The organism is Desulfovibrionales bacterium, from assembly GCA_028715605.1.
Classification (GTDB): Bacteria; Desulfobacterota; QYQD01; order QYQD01; family QYQD01; genus QYQD01.
Genome location: JAQURM010000019.1, coordinates 1 through 17512, shown reverse-complemented (window position 1 = coordinate 17512; position 17512 = coordinate 1). Strand labels below are relative to the sequence as shown.

The 17512-nt window shown below is 48.6% G+C and carries 19 protein-coding genes and 1 tRNA gene; all 20 read left to right on the top strand.

Features of this window, described 5'->3' with window-relative positions; translation table 11 throughout:
- Nucleotides 1-40 precede the first annotated feature (40 nt).
- The 20 genes from PHT49_11810 (at nucleotide 41) to PHT49_11715 (ending at nucleotide 16943) form a co-directional block, all read left to right on the top strand.
- A complete protein-coding gene (locus PHT49_11810; protein ID MDD5452570.1) occupies nucleotides 41-496 on the top strand; it encodes an NUDIX hydrolase in 456 nt (151 codons plus the stop codon).
- 206 nt (nucleotides 497-702) lie between these two features.
- Nucleotides 703-2022, top strand: a complete 1320-nt coding sequence (locus PHT49_11805; protein ID MDD5452569.1) for an ATP-binding protein — start codon at nucleotides 703-705, stop codon at nucleotides 2020-2022.
- Between the two features lie 151 nt (nucleotides 2023-2173).
- Nucleotides 2174-2249, top strand: a tRNA-Gly gene (locus PHT49_11800).
- Nucleotides 2250-2419: 170 nt separating this feature from the next.
- A complete protein-coding gene (locus PHT49_11795) occupies nucleotides 2420-2896 on the top strand; it encodes a ribosome maturation factor RimP (GenBank protein ID MDD5452568.1) in 477 nt (158 codons plus the stop codon).
- 16 nt (nucleotides 2897-2912) lie between these two features.
- Nucleotides 2913-4193, top strand: a complete 1281-nt coding sequence (gene nusA, locus PHT49_11790; protein MDD5452567.1) for a transcription termination factor NusA — start codon at nucleotides 2913-2915, stop codon at nucleotides 4191-4193.
- Between the two features lie 6 nt (nucleotides 4194-4199).
- Entirely contained in the window at nucleotides 4200-4475 is a 276-nt protein-coding gene (locus tag PHT49_11785) for a YlxR family protein (protein ID MDD5452566.1), read from the top strand.
- Nucleotides 4463-7024 carry a translation initiation factor IF-2 gene (gene infB / locus PHT49_11780; GenBank protein ID MDD5452565.1) on the top strand — a complete coding sequence of 854 codons (2562 nt, stop codon included), beginning with the start codon at nucleotides 4463-4465 and terminating at the stop codon, nucleotides 7022-7024. The genes PHT49_11785 and infB overlap by 13 nt, the downstream gene beginning before the upstream one ends.
- 26 nt (nucleotides 7025-7050) lie before the next feature.
- Nucleotides 7051-7338: a DUF503 domain-containing protein gene (locus PHT49_11775; GenBank protein ID MDD5452564.1), complete on the top strand. Its 288-nt coding sequence runs from the start codon at nucleotides 7051-7053 to the stop codon at nucleotides 7336-7338.
- A gap of 67 nt (nucleotides 7339-7405) precedes the next feature.
- Entirely contained in the window at nucleotides 7406-7768 is a 363-nt protein-coding gene (gene rbfA, locus PHT49_11770) for a 30S ribosome-binding factor RbfA (protein MDD5452563.1), read from the top strand.
- Nucleotides 7755-8735, top strand: coding sequence for a bifunctional oligoribonuclease/PAP phosphatase NrnA (locus PHT49_11765; GenBank protein MDD5452562.1), 981 nt, complete (start codon nucleotides 7755-7757; stop codon nucleotides 8733-8735). Before rbfA ends, PHT49_11765 begins: the two co-directional genes overlap by 14 nt.
- Nucleotides 8735-9625 (top strand): tRNA pseudouridine(55) synthase TruB, encoded by an 891-nt coding sequence (gene truB, locus PHT49_11760; GenBank protein MDD5452561.1) that lies wholly within the window; start codon nucleotides 8735-8737, stop codon nucleotides 9623-9625. Before PHT49_11765 ends, truB begins: the two co-directional genes overlap by 1 nt.
- Nucleotides 9626-9671: 46 nt before the next feature.
- Nucleotides 9672-9938 (top strand): 30S ribosomal protein S15, encoded by a 267-nt coding sequence (rpsO, locus tag PHT49_11755; GenBank protein ID MDD5452560.1) that lies wholly within the window; start codon nucleotides 9672-9674, stop codon nucleotides 9936-9938.
- 32 nt (nucleotides 9939-9970) lie between these two features.
- Nucleotides 9971-12070 (top strand): polyribonucleotide nucleotidyltransferase, encoded by a 2100-nt coding sequence (pnp, locus tag PHT49_11750; protein ID MDD5452559.1) that lies wholly within the window; start codon nucleotides 9971-9973, stop codon nucleotides 12068-12070.
- 25 nt (nucleotides 12071-12095) lie between these two features.
- The gene (locus tag PHT49_11745) at nucleotides 12096-13352 is read left to right on the top strand and encodes a pitrilysin family protein (protein ID MDD5452558.1); all 1257 of its coding nucleotides are present in this window, start codon (nucleotides 12096-12098) and stop codon (nucleotides 13350-13352) included.
- A 257-nt stretch (nucleotides 13353-13609) separates the two neighbouring features.
- On the top strand, nucleotides 13610-14068 hold the full coding sequence (gene dut / locus PHT49_11740; GenBank protein MDD5452557.1) for a dUTP diphosphatase: 459 nt from the start codon (nucleotides 13610-13612) through the stop codon (nucleotides 14066-14068).
- Between the two features lie 241 nt (nucleotides 14069-14309).
- On the top strand, nucleotides 14310-14816 hold the full coding sequence (locus tag PHT49_11735; GenBank protein MDD5452556.1) for an ORF6N domain-containing protein: 507 nt from the start codon (nucleotides 14310-14312) through the stop codon (nucleotides 14814-14816).
- Nucleotides 14817-14931: 115 nt separating this feature from the next.
- Nucleotides 14932-15123 carry a hypothetical protein gene (locus PHT49_11730; protein ID MDD5452555.1) on the top strand — a complete coding sequence of 64 codons (192 nt, stop codon included), beginning with the start codon at nucleotides 14932-14934 and terminating at the stop codon, nucleotides 15121-15123.
- Nucleotides 15124-15409: 286 nt separating this feature from the next.
- On the top strand, nucleotides 15410-15715 hold the full coding sequence (locus PHT49_11725) for a hypothetical protein (protein MDD5452554.1): 306 nt from the start codon (nucleotides 15410-15412) through the stop codon (nucleotides 15713-15715).
- 437 nt (nucleotides 15716-16152) lie between these two features.
- The gene (locus tag PHT49_11720) at nucleotides 16153-16566 is read left to right on the top strand and encodes a hypothetical protein (protein ID MDD5452553.1); all 414 of its coding nucleotides are present in this window, start codon (nucleotides 16153-16155) and stop codon (nucleotides 16564-16566) included.
- Nucleotides 16563-16943, top strand: a complete 381-nt coding sequence (locus tag PHT49_11715) for a hypothetical protein (protein MDD5452552.1) — start codon at nucleotides 16563-16565, stop codon at nucleotides 16941-16943. Before PHT49_11720 ends, PHT49_11715 begins: the two co-directional genes overlap by 4 nt.
- The last annotated feature ends 569 nt before the right edge of the window (nucleotides 16944-17512 follow it).

Sequence of the window (17512 nt, the reverse complement as noted above, 5' to 3'; positions counted from 1 at the left end):
CCACCGAGACCACTATATTTATATATTATATCAGTTAGCGATGCCGGATCAACATAAAGAATCAAAAAGAGAGACCGTAAAACAGATTTCAGCCGGGGGAGTGCTCTTTCGTGAATCCGGCGGACGGATAGAGATAGCGCTTATCGCTACCAGGGGCGGCATAGTCTGGGGACTGCCCAAGGGGCTGGTGGAGGAAGGCGAAAACTTGGCCCGCACCGCCCACCGTGAGGTAGAGGAAGAGACCGGCCTTACCGGCAATATAATCAAAAAAATCGACTCCATTCATTATTGGTACTCCCACAAAGAAGAGGGCAGGACCACTCATTACTTTAAAATAGTCTATTTTTTTCTCATGAAGCTGACCGGTGGAGACACAGCCCGGCACGACCACGAAGTAGATGAGGTTCGCTGGTTTCCCATAGAAGAAGCGCTGAAGAAAGCTACCTATCCGGGAGAGCAGGATATTATTCGCAAGGCCGGAGAACTTCTTCAGTAAAGTAGGGTGGGCACAGCTTTATCGTGCCCACCGAAACCACTGGGGTGCGACACCGGTGGAGATTCCAATCGATGTCGCTGGAGAATGAAGGACGACAAAGACGGTGGGCAATGCCCACCCTACGGGACCCGGAGGGATAAACATATTGACACTGGGCATTAACTCGTATTATACTCCGAACAAATAACAATTTATTCGGAGTTGATATGTTTGAAGACGTTATCGTTGATCAAAATCCGCACTGGACTGGTAGGTTCTATGAAGAAGGAATAAAAAGAGACATCCTGGATAAACTTAAAAGTTACATTGACTTACCCCATATCGTCTCCATTGTAGGCGTAAGACGGGGCGGTAAAAGCACACTTCTCAAGCAGCTCATAAATCACCTTTTAAAAGACAAGGCCATCAATCCTAAAAACATCCTTTTTTTAAATCTTGAGACCCCATATTTCAGCCAGTATAAAGACAAGGTAATAAACCTTGAACGGATATATGAGGATTACCTAAAGCTCACATCTCCACAAGGGCAGATTTATTGCTTCCTGGATGAGATTCAGTACTTCAATGAATGGCAGGTGTTTGTGAAGGCGCATTATGAACAGAAAAATATTAAATTCGTTATTACTGGTTCAAATTCAAGATTATTATCATCAGAATTGATAACCCTTCTGTCCGGCAGGACAATTCCCTTAGAGGTCTATCCATTTTCTTTCAAGGAATTTCTCCGGGCTAATGGATCGGATATCTCGGATAATATCCTGTTGCTGCGGAAGCGGCATAAGATAAAAAGTCTTTGGGACGAGTATTTACAATACGGGGGATTTCCTGAAATAGCCTTTGTGGGAGAAAAGGGAGCGGCCAGAGAAATCCTTTCCACATACGCGAGGAACATCCTCTATCAGGATATCGCGCCGAGGTTCAAGATAAAGAAGATAGGCGACCTTGATACACTCTTTTTTTATCTTATTTCCAATATATCTGCCCTGTATTCGTATAACACCCTTTCGAAACTTTTTGATCTCTCTGATAAGACCATTAAGGAATATCTCAGATACTTCTCTGATGCCTACCTGCTGTTTACTGTGGATACATTTTCTTTTTCTGTAAAGAAGCAGATTAAAAGCCCTAAAAAGATTTACACCATTGATACCGGAATGGCGTCTTCTATTTCCTTCAGATTTTCTGAGAAGGTGGGCCAGCTTCTTGAAAATATGGTTTTTCTGGAATTAATGAGGCAGGGGCAAGATGTTTTTTATTACCAGACAGAGAATCGGCTGGAGGTAGATTTTATCTGTCGGGAGGGGAAGAAAACGACAGGATTGATTCAGGTTACAAAGGAAATAGGCGAAGGCAGGGTAAGAAATCGTGAGGTGAGGGCGCTACAGAGGGCAATGGAAGAAACGAATATAAAGAATGGATTGATCGTTACCTACGAAGATGAGGGGGAGATAAAAGAGGGGGCCTCTGTTATTCACATAATTCCCGCATACAAGTTTTTTGCTGACATCCGTTCATGGATTAAATGAAATCAGTAACGTAGCTTTGTAGGGTGGGCACAGTTTTATCGTGCCCACCGAACCCACTGAATTTTGCGTCAACCCTCTCATAGTTAGTCTTGACACCAAATATTAAAACCCTTGACAGATGGCCACTTATGCCTTATTAATGCATGGCAAAGCGGGCATAGCTCAGTTGGTAGAGTACAAGCTTCCCAAGCTTGGTGTCGCGGGTTCGAATCCCGTTGCCCGCTCCATCCCTTATTGAGGTTGCTTTAGCCCGGAGTAATAAGGGTTGAGTGCCTACTTCGATTAGTGGATTTGAATTGATATTTTTTACCGACAATTTTTAGTAAGAAAATCAGTTTAAAGTCACTGGGTGAAAGAGCGAAGTGGGCTATATGCCCGCTTTTTTTATTTTTGAGCCATGATTGTATCGCCGGAGAAAGTAAAGAGGATTATAGAGGAGGTTACGGCCATAGCCGAACCCCTTCTCGATGCGGAAGGCATGGAATTAGTGGATATTGAGTATCGCAAGGAACAGATGGGATGGGTCTTGAGGCTGTTTGTAGACAAGGAGCAGGGGATTACCCTGGATGACTGTACTACCATAAGTCGTGAATTGGGAAATCTGCTGGACGTGAAAGATCCGGTGCCCCATTCTTATCATTTAGAGATTTCGTCTCCAGGCCTGAACAGGCCTCTTAAGAAAGAAAAAGATCTTCTTCGGTTCAGGGGTAAAAAAATTAGAATAAAAACCGCCCACCCGATCGGTGATCGCAAGAATTTTGTCGGTATCTTGTCGGATTATAAGGATGGCACTATTTATGTGCGCATAGACCAGGAGTTGTTTGCCATACCTTATAAAGAAGTAGCAAGGGCGAATTTAGAGTGGGAATTCTGATTAGGAGCACATGGGTATGATTTCCGAACTGAAACATGTTATTGACCAGATAAGTAAAGACAAGGGCATTAATCGGGCCATACTTATTGAAGCCCTGGAAGAGGCTATCAAGTCTGCGGCCAAGAAAAAGTACGGACAACGCCGTGATCTGGAGGTCAGTTTCAATGAAGAACTGGGCGAGATGGAGGTTTTTCAATTCCGTGAGGTGGTGGAGAAGGTAACGGACGAACAGACTCAGATATTTCTTGAGGAAGGACGAAAGCTGGATGCGGGGTGTCAAATCGGCGACAGCCTGGGGACGAAGATGGACACCAGCGGGTTTGGCCGTATAGCTGCTCAGGCTGCCAAACAGGTCATTATTCAGAGGATGAAAGACGCCGAGCAGGATGTTATTTATGACGATTTCAGAAACCGCAAGGGTGAGATAGTGAACGGAATTGTACAACGTTTTGAGAAGGGGAACGTCATTATCAATCTTGGCCGTACGGACGCCGTATTGCCGGTTGAAGAACAGATAAGCCGCGAGAATTATCGCCGTGGCGATCGCGTAAGGACCGTAATAATAGATGTTCGCAAACATAGCGCCAAGGAGCCGCAGGTTGTTCTTTCGCGCACCCATCCTTTATTTTTGTCCAGACTTTTTGAGATGGAAGTCCCTGAGATCAGCGAGTCTATAGTGCAGATTATGGGTGTGGCCCGTGAGCCGGGCAGCAGATCAAAGATCGCCGTGGTTTCTAATGATTCCGACGTTGATCCGGTAGGGGCATGCGTTGGTATGAGGGGTTCGCGGGTACAGAATGTGGTGCAGGAGTTGAAGGGGGAACGGATTGATATTGTTCCATGGAATGCAGACATAGCAAAATATGTATGTAATGCCCTGTCGCCGGCCGAGGTTACGCGTGTGATTATGGATGAGAGCAACAAATCCATGGAGGTTGTTGTCGCAGATGATCAGCTTTCACTGGCTATCGGTAAGCAGGGGCAGAACGTACGCCTGGCCGCCCGCCTGGTAGGGTGGAAAATTGATGTAAAAGGCGAGAGCAAGTACGCAAAGATGATGCACGAAGGATATCAGTCATTAATTAAGATTCAAGGGGTAGGAGAAGGCATCGCTGACGCCCTCTTTGAAAGGGGCGTTACCTCAGTCGATGAACTTTCAAATGTCACTGTAGAAGAGCTTCTTCAATTGGAAGGCATGACCGAACAACAGGCGCAAGAAATCATCCGGGCTGCCCGGGAATATGCTTCGGCGCATCCTGCCGAAGAGGCGGTTTTAAAAGAGGAAGAAGGGGAGTAATAATTATTGTCTGCTCATTGTATACGAACGTGCATAGGATGCCGCATCAAGAAAAATAAACGTCTGATGCGGCGAATAGTTCTCGACGATAAAGGGGTATTTCTTTTTGATGAAAAACAACGACTGCCCGGCAGAGGGGGCTATGTTTGTTTTAATGACCAGTGTATGGCCCTGGCGTTAAAGAGGAGAGACCTTTCCAGGATTTTTAAAAATCCGGTTAAGGGCGTTAATTTGGGGAGTTTATGCGCTCGTGTGGAGGTGATGACCGCATGTCAAAAATAAGAATTTACGAGTTGGCCAAGGAACTGCAAATGGATAACAAGCAACTCCTGGCACAAGTTAAAGAGATGGGATATGACGTCAAAAGCCATATGAGCGTTTTAGAAGAGGGCGATGTCCAAAGGATAAAAGATATAATTACAGGAGTTCGGGCGGAGGTAGTGGTAGATGAGCGCGTACGGCCGAATGTTATTCGTAGGCGCACCAAAGTGGTACAGACTGAACCTGAGCCGGAACAAAAGACAGCGGCCGAGGCGCCGCCGGAAGCGGCAGATGAAACCTTGCCCCGGTCTCCTGTAGAAAAGGTTGGGGCAGAGGAACAAGAAGCTGCCGGGGAAGAAGAGGAGCCGCCGCCAGTCTCTGCTGAGCCTGTTCAGGAGGCGCCTGCGCCGACGCAGAGACCAAAAAAAGAGTACGCGCGGATCATTCACAGGCCGGATGTAGTAAAACCAGCCAAACCCGAAGAACAAGGAAAAAGGGAACCGATCCGGGAAACAGCTAAGCCTGCTCCGGTTGTGAAAAAGCCACCGGTCAAACCGGTTGCCGGGGCGGTTACTGAAGCGGTAAGGCCGGAACCGGCGCCGAAAGAGGGCGCAAGAAAGAAGCAGGGTAAAAAACTGGTTGAAGTTGTGCCGGAACATATTGAACAGCGTAAAAAAAGTGTGTTGCGGCGCCGGGAAATCATCGAGAAAAGCCAGCTTTATGACCGCGCAGGCGGCGAAGGGAGGCTGCGGTCCAGGAAATCGGAGAGATTTGCCGCAAAGAAGAAACAGACGACCGAAGTCACCATTCCCAAGGCCATCAAACGGCGTATTAAGGTTGATGATACCATCCTGGTCGGTGAGCTGGCCAAGCGGATGGGTATTAAAGGGAATGAGGTTATTAAGAAGCTTATGCAGCTCGGCGTCATGGTAACCATCAATCAGGTCATCGACTTTGACGCCGCAGCGCTGGTGGGCGCTGAATTCGGCTATGAGATAGAGAAGGCGGCGTTTGAAGAGACTGATTTGCTGCAAGTTAAGGATGTATCAGAAGGCGATCTCGCGGCCAGGCCTCCGGTGGTCACCATTATGGGCCATGTCGATCATGGTAAAACCTCTCTGCTCGATGCCATCCGCCATACAAATGTTACGGCCGGTGAGGCCGGGGGTATAACACAACATATCGGCGCCTATCACGTCAACATCGACGGCCGGGATATTGTTTTTCTGGATACACCAGGGCATGAGGCGTTTACCGCTATGCGCGCGCGGGGCGCCAAGGTCACAGATGTAGTGGTTTTAGTAGTGGCGGCAGATGACGGCGTTATGGAGCAGACGAAAGAAGCTGTAAACCATGCCCGGGCGGCTGAAGTTCCTATAATAGTGGCTATAAACAAGATTGATAAGCCTGAGGCCAATCCCGACCGGGTAAAACGTGAACTGGCTGAGTTGGGCCTGCTTCCCGAGGATTGGGGGGGACAGGCTATATTTGCTGAAGTCTCGGCCAAACAGAAAAAAGGGATAAAGGAATTATTGGAGTTAATTCTGCTGCAGGCAGAGATATTGGAATTGAAGGCCTCTCCTAAAAGATCGGCCAGAGGCAGGATTATAGAGGCCAAGATCGATAAGGGGCGCGGTCCGGTAGCCACAGTCCTGATACAGAAAGGAACGCTAAAGCAGGGCGATCCATTTGTCTGCGGGCAGTTTTTCGGCAAGGTCCGGGCTATGTTTGATGACAATGGAATCCGGGTGGTTGCGGCCGGCCCGTCCATGCCTATTCTGGTGCAAGGTTTATCCGGAATCCCTATGGCGGGAGACGAATTTATCGTGGTGGAAGATGAGAAAAAGGCCAAACAGGTAAGCGCCTTCCGGCGGCAAAAGCTGAGAGAGGTAGAGCTGAGCCAGGTAACCAAGATATCGCTGGAAAAATTGTTCGAAAAGATGAAAGAGGGTGAGGTTAAGGAATTAAAGCTTGTCCTTAAGGCCGATGTGCAGGGTTCTCTCGAGGCATTGAGCGATGCGCTCACAAAATTGAGCACCCCGGCGATCAGGGTTAATGTTATCCATGGTTCTACCGGCGCTATAACCGAAAGCGACGTACTCCTGGCCTCGGCATCTGATGCTATCGTCATTGGGTTTAATGTCCGCCCCCATTCCAGGGTGCAGGACCTGGCCGAGCAGGAAAAAGTGGATATGCGCACCTACGACGTTATTTATCAGATTATAGACGATGTCCGCAACGCCATGAGCGGCCTCCTTGAACCTAGTTATGAAGAGAAGGTATTGGGGCGGGCCGAGGTTAGACAAATATTCGCTGTTTCCAAAATAGGCACAATATGCGGCAGCTTTATTACAGAGGGCAAGATCGAGAGAGGAGCCAAGGCCCGGCTCATTCGGGATGGCGTGGTTATCTACAACGGGCGCTTCGCTTCTCTGCGGCGGTTCAAAGAAGATGTAAAGGAAGTCCAGTCCAGCTATGAGTGCGGCATCGGTCTGGAAAACTACAATGACGTTAAGGTCGGCGACGTGATAGAAGCCTATGTACTCAAAGAGGTAAGGCCGACTCTTTGATTTCGGAGCGACAGCGGCACACGGGGATGGTAATCGGTATCTGTCGGCTGGATTTGCACTTGCCGGAGAACGGCTCTTTAAAGGGCAAACGGAAGGTAATCAAGAGCATTATAGCCCGGGTGCGCGACAAGTTTAACGTCTCCATCGGTGAAGTGGACGGCCATGATTTATGGCAGAGGGCGCAATTAGGTATAGCGGCCGTGGGCAATGACCGCAGAGTGGTCAACAGCGCTTTAGATAAGATAGCGGATTTTATTGAGTCCCTGGGCTTGGCCGAGGTACTGGAGATAAAGATAGAGATTATAAATCTTTAGTCTTTCCAAAAAAGTGATGGACATTAGCCCTCATTTACATGAGTTAGCATTTACTAAAGATAATACTATGAAACTTTCATATAAAAGAGCGGATAGACTCGGCGAGTTTATTCAGACAGAGGTATCTGACATTATTTTAAGAAAGATTAAAGATCCGCGTATTAGTCTGGTAACGATCACCGGGGTAGATGTAAGCGACGATCTTAGTATGGCCAGGATCTATTTCAGCGTCATGGGAGATGAGAAACAACGCCAAAAGGCTGTGGACGGATTGAAAAGCGCCACGGGATTTATTAAAAAATCCCTCGGTTCCCGGCTTGAGCTTCGCCATGTCCCGGACATAGAATTCCATTACGACCGTTCCTTTGAATATGGCGAGCGTATTGATAAATTACTCGGAGAGATAAAAGAAGACCATGGCGATAGTTGAGGATATAGAGCGTGAGATAACCGCTCGTCATCGTTTCCTTTTGACCACACACATTCATCCTGACGGCGACGCTGTCGGCTCGCTTTTATCTATGGGCTTTTTGTTAGAGCATCTGGGAAAAGAGCCGATTCTTTTTACTGAAGATCCCATCCCGCCCCAGTATCATTTCCTGCCCGGGGTAGAAAAGATTACACATGAGCTTCCGGATTTATCAACCATTGATGCCTGTTTGGTGCTGGATTGCGGCGACAGCAAGCGGATAGGCCGTGCAGCTCCCCGGCTTTTAGAAATAAGGCCTGTTATAGTTATAGATCATCATCTGGGGCGTGATGCCTTCGGGGATATATGCTGGATAGACCCGAAGAGCGCTGCCGTCGGCGAGCTGGTCTATCATTTGATAAAGGCCACGGGTGCGGATATCTCATATAATATGGCGATAAATATCTATGTGGCCATCCTGACGGATACCGGGTCCTTCCGTTACGCATCGACCAGTTCTCAAACCATGCGTATTGCCGCAGAGATGATAGATTTAGGCGTCAAGCCCGCATGGGTATTGGCCATGGTTTATGAAAATTATTCGGCTAATCGTTTACGTTTGTTGAGCGCCGCCCTTTCCACCCTAAAGACTTACTATGAAGGACGGGTAGGCCTTATCTCGGTCTCCGGAGATATGCTCAGGGCTACCCGCACCTCCATTGAGGACGCAGAAGACTTTGTCAATTACCCGCGATCTATAGCCGGAGTTCAATTGGCCGCTATTATTAAAGAGATAGAAGACGGCCGCTTCAGCGTCAGTCTGCGTTCACGCGATGGTATTAATGCCGCCCGCCTGGCTGAGAGGTTCGGGGGAGGCGGTCATTTCAATGCCGCGGGTTTCAAGGGAAGCGGCGACCAGGAGACTATCAAGCAGGAGTTGTTATCAGAGATAGGCAATCTTATGGAGAAGAGGGCCGTTGGATTCTAATGGATCGCTCAGGGATAATAGTAATCGACAAACCGGCCGGCTGCAGTTCTTTTCGAGTGGTACAGACCGTAAAGAAGGCCCTGGGGGTTAAACGGGCCGGGCACACCGGGACACTGGATCCCTTTGCTACCGGTGTCTTGCCTGTTTGCGTGAATGAGGCCACCAGGGCTATCCAGTTTCTGTCTGAAGATGAAAAGGAATATGGGGGTGTGCTGGTTTTAGGGAGAGCTACCGATACATTTGATGTAACCGGTAAGATCACGGCCGTTTCAGATGTGCCCGATATAACCTTTAGTGAACTGCAGCAGGTATTTGCTGAGTTTGCCGGGGTCGTAAAACAGGTTCCCCCGCCTTTTTCGGCGGTAAAATTCAAGGGGAAACCTCTTTATCACTGGGCCAGACGGGGAGTTTTCATAGAGAAAGAGGCGCGCGAGGTTACCATCAAAGAACTGACGGTAGAGAAGGCCGCTTCTCCTGAGGTGTCTTTTAAGGTGGTTTGTTCTAAAGGGACCTATGTGCGGAGCTTGGTCCATGATATAGGTCAAAGAATCGGTTGCGGCGCATACTTAAAGGAGTTACGGAGGCTGCGCAGCGGCCCTTTCACCATCGAACAGGCCGTCGCTGTTGAAGCCGTTGAGGATAAATATCTGCTCCCGGTTTCGGACGCCCTCGGCTATTTGCCCGGGGTGGAGGTAGATGAACCCCAGGCCAGGGAGGTGCAACAGGGGCGGGAATTATTTCTGAAAAAGACAGAGATCGCCTCCGGATGCGGAAAAGCGGGCCGGCCGTGGGTCAGGATTCTCTCCAGGTATGGCGACCTCCTGGCTATATATACATGGCGTGATAACAGCGGGGATTTAAAGCCTGTTCGTGTTTTTAAAGGATTATAGTAACTACATTTAACCTTATTATTTTACAGGGAAGGGGGTACAGACGTTGATTGGGATCGAACAAAAAAAAGGGATCATTGAGCGGTTCAAGCTCCATGGTACGGATACGGGCTCACCAGAGGTGCAAATCGCCCTCTTGAGCGAACGCATCGGCTACCTGACCGAACACTTTAAGGTCCATAAAAAGGACCACGCCTCTCGCCGCGGGTTGCTCAAACTGGTGGGCCAGAGAAGACGCTTGCTCAATTATCTTAGAAAGATAAATGTTGAGCGATACCGCGATGTAATAGCTAAGCTGGGCATCCGCAAGTAGCTTAGAAATAAATGATTTGGAGATAAGAGAAGATGATGAAACGCTTTTCAACCGAGATCTCGGGGAGAGTTCTTACTATTGAAGCCGGTAAGGTGGCCAAGCAGGCCGGCGGCGCGGTTACTGTATCCTATGGGGATACGGTGGTGCTGGTAACGGCCGTGGGTTCCGACCAGGCGCGGGAGGGTATAGATTTTTTACCCCTCACTGTGGACTACCATGAGATGCTGTATGCTGCGGGCAGGATTCCCGGGAGTTTTTTCCGCCGGGAGATCGGCCGTCCCAGCGAGAAGGAGACGCTTACTTCAAGGCTCATTGACCGGCCCTTAAGGCCCCTTTTCCCGAAGGGGTATCGCTATGAAACCCAGATCATTGCTACCGTGCTTTCGGTGGATCAAGAAAATGAGCCGGATATACTGGCTCTGATCGGGGCTTCGGCAGCCCTGGAAATGTCCGGTATCCCTTTTGCCGGCCCTATAGCCGGTGTGCGGGTCGGGCGGATTAATGGGCAACTGCTGCTTAATCCTACCTCCGCCCAACTGGCGGATTCAGATATCAACATCGTGGTAGCGGGAAGTAAGGATGCCATTGTGATGGTCGAAGGCGGCGGCCAGATCGTCCCTGAAGAGGTAATGCTGGAGGCCATATTTTTTGCGCATGAGGGTTTGCAGCCTATCCTGCGGTTGCAGGCCGAGCTCAGGGAGGCCGTCGGCAAACCCAAGAGGGTGGTTCCTGAGGTAGTGGAGGATGAGGCCCTTAAGGCCCGTGTTATGGAGATAGCCGGAGACGATCTTCTCCAGGCTATTACTGTTGGCGCTAAAATGGAACGCGGAGAGCGGCTGCGGGCCATTGAGCAAAGGGTCGCGTCGGCGCTTCTGCCGGATCACGAGGGGCGGGAAGGAGAGATCAAAAAACTCTTTTATGCCCTGGAGAAAGAGACCGTCCGGGCCATGATCGTGAAAGAAAAAAGGCGCATCGACGGCCGCGGATTTAAAGATATCCGGTCTATCTCCTGTGAGGTCGGCGTGTTGCCGAGGACACATGGTTCAGCCCTTTTTACCCGCGGCGAGACCCAGATTATGGCGGTTACTACCCTGGGAACGTCTGAAGACGAACAGCGTATTGAATCATTGAATGGGACAACCTTTAGGCGGTTCATGCTGCACTACAATTTCCCGCCCTTTTGTGTGGGCGAAGTGCGTATGATGCGGGGGCCCGGGCGACGGGACATAGGTCATGGGGCGCTGGCGGAAAGGGCCATCACAGTAGTTTTACCCACTCAAGAAGAATTCCCTTATACCATCCGCCTGGTGTCTGATGTGCTGGAATCAAATGGTTCTTCCTCTATGGCCACGATTTGCGGCGGGTCTTTATCTCTTATGGATGCGGGTGTGCCCATAAAGACCATGGTGGCCGGGATTGCCATGGGGCTGATAAAGGAGGGGGAAGAGATTATCGTCCTGACGGATATCCTTGGAGACGAAGACCACCTCGGAGATATGGACTTCAAGGTGGCGGGCACCGACCAGGGAATTACCGCCCTTCAGATGGATATCAAAATCAAGGGCTTGACCAGGGAGATCATGAAGACAGCCCTGGAACAGGCCAGGGAAGCGCGGCTTTTCATACTCGGAAAGATGCGCGAGGTAATCCGGCAACCACGTGAGGCCCTGTCCATATATGCCCCGAAGATCGTCACCATCCATATCAACCAGGATAAAATAAGGGACATAATCGGCCCGGGTGGAAAGGTGATCAGGCAGATTACCGGTGAAACCGGGGCTAAAATCGAAGTGGAAGACGACGGCAGTGTCCGGATCATTTCTCCTAATGATGAAGTTCTGGAACGCGCCCTTGCATGGATTAAGGATATCGTTCGTGAACCGGAGGTCGGGGAGTTATACCTGGGCAAGGTCAAAAAGATCATGGATTTTGGCGCGTTTGTGGAGATACTGCCCGGGCTTGACGGCCTCGTGCATATCTCGCAACTTGACACACAGCGTGTAAATAAAGTCACCGATATCCTTCACGAAGGCGACGAGGTCATGGTGAAGGTCATAGAAATCGACAATCAGGGCAAGGTCAAGCTGAGCCGCAAGGCCGCCCTGGGACAGACCGTTAAACCGGTCGCTTAAAATGGAACGCAAGGTATGAACTGACGTGTATCGCAAGACTATCCTCGACAATGGAATCAGGGTGGTTACGGAACATATTCCGTATGTGCGCTCTGTTTCCATGGGTATCTGGGTAACCGTGGGGTCGCGCGATGAAGCGAAAGAAAATAACGGCATTTCTCATTTCATCGAACACATGATCTTCAAGGGGACGGCCAAGAGGTCGGCCCTCCAGATAGCCAAAGAGTTGGATGCCGTCGGCGGCATGTCCAATGCCTTCACCTCCCGTGAGAACACCTGCTTTCACGCCCGGGTCTTAGACACCCACGTGGATGTCATCGTCGATCTCCTCTCAGATATTTTTTTGAACTCTCTGTTTGATCCGGCGGAAACAGAGAAGGAGCGACAGGTCATACTACAGGAAATCAGCATGGTAGAGGACACCCCGGACGACTATATCCATGACCTTTTCAGCAGCCTCTTTTGGGGTGACAACCCCCTTGGCTTCTCTGTGCTGGGGACCGCCCAGAACGTCACGCAGATAGATTCCCAGACCATACATAAGTACTTGCATAAGACATATTTGCCGGACAAGATCGTGGTTGCGGCTGCCGGCAACCTGGAACATGATGCCTTTCTGTCACAGGTGAGGCGGGCGTTTTCCATTGTGTCTGGCCGGAACGGTGTGCCTAACCGTGTGACCCCCGCCGTAAAATCCCATCTGGCGGTTCACCCCAAAAAATGTGAACAGGTCAACCTGATTTTAGGGACAAAAAGCTGTTCGGCAACAGATAGCCGCCGATACGCCTGTATGCTTCTGAATATTATACTGGGCGGCAGTATGAGCTCCCGGCTCTTTCAGGAAATCAGAGAACGCCGGGGACTGGCTTATACCATTTACTCCTTTATCTCCTCATATATGGACACGGGTCTTTCGGGTATCTATGCCGGGGTAAGCAAGAAAAATGCCGTCCAGACCATAGAACTGATTCTGCGTGAGATACGAAATATCAAGAAAAACTCTGTTGATGAGGCGGAACTGGCCAGCGCCAAAGAGCATTTGAAGGGCGGCCTGCTATTGGCCGCGGAAAGTTCTGATAACCGTATGACCAGGCTGGCCAAGAACGAAATACACTTCGGCCATTTTATAACCTATGATGAGCTGATAACAGAGATAGATGCCGTAACCAGAGAAGACATCGCCATGCTTGCCCAGGAGTATCTTTCATCAGAGACATTGACTCTGACGGTCCTGGGGCCTGTTTCTGAAAAAGATATTCCAGAAGATATGCTTTCCTTGTAACCTCCGGCCCTAAAATATCACGCAAAGCCGCCAAGGACGCAAAAAGAACAAAATTTGGAACTCAGGAACTCATAAAGAAAAATACTGTTCTATTTCTGATTTTCTGCCCCGGCGAATCTGTTCGCCCAGGCGAATCTGCATGAGGCACGACCTCAGGCACGACTTGATTTCCAGATTTTCATTTTCCCTTCGCGGTATTTGCGCCTTTGCGCGAGAAATTGACTTTTTACGAAGCCGTCAAGGTTCAGAGAAAAAACATGGATGATACCATTCTGATAAAAGTAAGGCGCGTAAGACCGGAAAAAGACGCCGATATACCGTTGCCCCGTTACATGACGGAGCATGCATCAGGTATGGATATTCACGCCGCACTGGATAGCGAGATATCCATTTTGCCTGGAGAGGTTTATCTTGTCCCAACCGGCCTGTCTGTTTCAATTCCCCCTGGTTTTGAATTCCAGGTTCGCCCACGGAGCGGTTTGGCGGTCAAACACGGGATCGGAATCATAAATGCCCCCGGGACTATTGATGCGGACTACAGGGGAGAAGTCTGCGTGGCCTTGATTAATTTCGGCAAAAAGCCGTTCGTCATTAGACGCGGAGAGCGCATCGCCCAGATGGTGTTAGGCCGGGTCCACCGGGCCAATCTGGAACTGGCGGATGAGCTTGACCCCAGCGCCCGAAATACCGGCGGTTTTGGACATACCGGCCGATAAATACCGGCCCATCTTCTAATATTCCTGCCTGCCATTCTCCTTCTGTGCCTACTCCTTTCCCTTGATGTCGTCTACCGGATGGGAACTATATAATGACAATACGGCGAAATTTGTGCTATAAAAGCAAGATTAAGGACCTGACACGCTTATTTCTTTATTTCTATAGCGGTAAATGCCGAATGATTCTCGCACGCCTCGGCGCATCTGCGACCTGATGGGCTTTTATTTAGAGGGGCAAATGATGACTGACGAAAAAGCGCCGGTTTCTATTGAAGTAGTTCAGCGCCAGATAATCATTATCCGTGGCGAAAAAGTCATGCTGGATCGAGACCTGGCTGAACTGTATGGAGTGGAAACGAAGCAGTTGAAGCGCGCCGTTCGCAGGAACATAGATAGATTCCCGCCGGACTTTATGTTTGAACTCACTAAAGAAGAGTACGACGCTTTAAGGCGCCAATTTGGCACCTTAAAAAGGGGCGAACACGCAAAATATCTGCCGATAGCCTTCACCGAGCAAGGCGTGGCCATGTTATCATCAGTGCTCAACAGTAAACGGGCCATTGAGGTGAACATATTAATCATGCGGGCCTTTGTGCAGCTTCGCCAGATGATATCTTCGCATAAAAATTTGCTGCGTAAGGTAGAAGAAATAGAAAAGAAATATGACGAGCAATTTCAAGTGGTATTTGAGGCCATCAAGCAGTTGATGACTCCACCGGAGAAGCCGAAACGGAGGATCGGATTTTAAACTGGGAGGGCGCGTTCCTTATTCCCAATGGGTTAAAGCACTCACAAGAAGGTCGGCAGACCACAGGATATCGCCGATGTCTATTATCTTAGAAAGATAGAAAAGGAATGGGGCGATGAATAAGCGGCCGCTGTTATATTATAAGACGATGGAGCAGATGAAAGAGTACCGGGAACGGCCGGCCATTCAAAGGATTAAGTGGCTTGAGGCGCAGATGGAGTTCTTCTATTATGCCATGCCTGATAAGGCCAAGAAGATCAGGGATCGGATGCTCGCGGAAAAAAAGCCGCAACCTTTTAATAGATAGATTCATTCGTGGACAGCAGGAATATGCCCTTATAGAAAAAGGGTAGGGGTCTGTTTGCAACGGGTTAAAGCTCCAATCGAAGATGCGCCGGGGCGTACAAGAAGGAAGGGCTGGAGAGAAAATTAAAGACCTGACTCTTATTTGCGGCCAGATTTTTAGATGATCAAAGGCGGTGATGGAGTTATGCAACGTAAGAAACAATGTCCCATCGGCCCACAAAGCGCCTGGACGCAGACGGACTAAAAAACGCGCCCGCTGCTCAACTGCCGCATTAGGAGGATAAATGATGTTTGGATGGCTCAAAAGAAAGTCGGAAGAACTATCACGGACACATATTGCTCAGGCTCTGGAAGAGCTTATCGAAATTGCCAACCGAGCAGATGCAAATATTCGTCGGACTGGTGTAGTAAACCCGAATGATGTCAGAGCAGTCACTAAAGCGAAAGATCGACTGATGATCGACATGTGTGGTCCAGTACCTCTAGAAGTCGTATGGAAAGAGATAATCCAACCGATCCTTGCTAGACCAAATGTGTCTGATGGTGCGAAAATGGCAATTACACATGTCTACGAATACATGCAAAAGAGGTAATTATGGGAAGGATAGTGACTTACAAAGAGGGTCGATAATCGACACTTTGGGCTATATTCGGAAGAGAAGGTCATACTCTCGATTGCTCAGTCAGGCATAGTGATTTACAGAATGAAGCTTGCAGGGTTTGTTCCTGGCGAAAAGATTGCGGAGTGGCTACCCAACGACCTCGACCGTTTCCTTTTTGGCGGCGAGTACCCAAGCGGATCCCCTTTTCGCTATACGGTTGAGAAAATGTGCTCCTTTTCGACAATAAAGGATCTCAGTATTTCTTGATGGAAGGTATGCGAGGTTTTTTATAAGTTTCTGATAATAGCATGCTCACATATGCTTCAAACCCGCGCGCCATTTGAAACGACGGTCATGCATGTAGTTCGCCATAGCGTCAGCCACAAGTAGAAATTTGGGGGTTAGAGCCGCCTTAAAGAGGTAAGAAAATGAAAATAAGTCAACACACATTAATAGCTGAAGTGAGAGAAATTATTGACGGTATCTTGGAAGATAAACGTTTTCAATTTCTAGCTGAACGAGGTTTCTTAACGAAAGATAATTCACCATCAGCTCCTGCTTTATCACCGCCAAATTATAGATTGCAAAAATTTTTGTGGGATTCTGAAGTAGTAAGAAAAACAACGGATTATTTTAATATGCTTAAATCAAACGTCAACGATTGGTTTATCAAAGATTTTTTAGCATTAGAAAAAACAGACGCCGATCAACTAATAAAAGAGGGGTTAGTTGAGGCTAACAACGAAATTACAAAAAAGGGACGTGGTGCTGTGATTCAAATAATAGACGAATTTATTACTTCAAAAATTAAACCCGTTAAGGCAAAGCAAAGGAGACCATGATGGACAAGCCTGGCAATCTGCCTGGCGGTGTCGTGAGCAACATCAGGAATGTTCACTCCCGCAAGCTGTATATTGTGAGTACGGCACCTGAAATCGGTCAGGACTATTGGACAACAGCCATCTTTCCGGTTGTTGAAAAGAAGGCCTTGTTCGGACTCGTCAAGAAATGTACACCTGACTTTTACCACCAGATCGTAGCATTCATACGAAACTCTGAAGAGGATGCACACGAGGTCCACGTTCAAGTCCGAGACGTGGTAAGCAGCCGGAAGGAGGATGACTGGTTTGACTCTTTTCCTTCGCTCACACCTCTTGACGGATATTCTGAGGGAGCAAAGAAGAAACTCCGCTCTGTGCTTGGCGATGACACAATATGAAAACAGTTCCAACGAGGGCTCTGCACCGGAATTTCACTCCGCTGGTACTCCGTGAGATCCGGTGAGCTTTGCGGGTTACACATAAAAATGAGCATCATACAGAAAATTAAAATCTGGTGGCGTGGTAAGTATGTCTCTTATTCTATTCAAGAAATGATCGATCTTCAGCAACCAAAATATCTTAAGAAGCAAAAACCAATACCTGCCAGATTTGAGCCTCCTTTATTCGCTAAATTTTGTAATTTTATCGTACGGTTTTGGCTTCGACACTGGAAATGGATTATCGGGACAATTATTGCACTTATTGGCCTTAAATTTTTTTCTTGAATAATTTTTACCAAGGTGTAAAGGGTCGCGGTAGGAATGCCCGTTACCAAACACCCCCCCGCCCAGATCCTAGCGAGCGGTTTTCCCGCACTGCGGTCGGACACCGTCGGACACCGGGACAATCCTATATCCTCCTGTCAAGCGAAAAATGAAAAGAATATAAAATCAGCCTGTTACCGGTGGTTATAAATTCTGGGCATACGACTGCTACAAATCCTCAAGGATTTTTGGCAAAATTACTT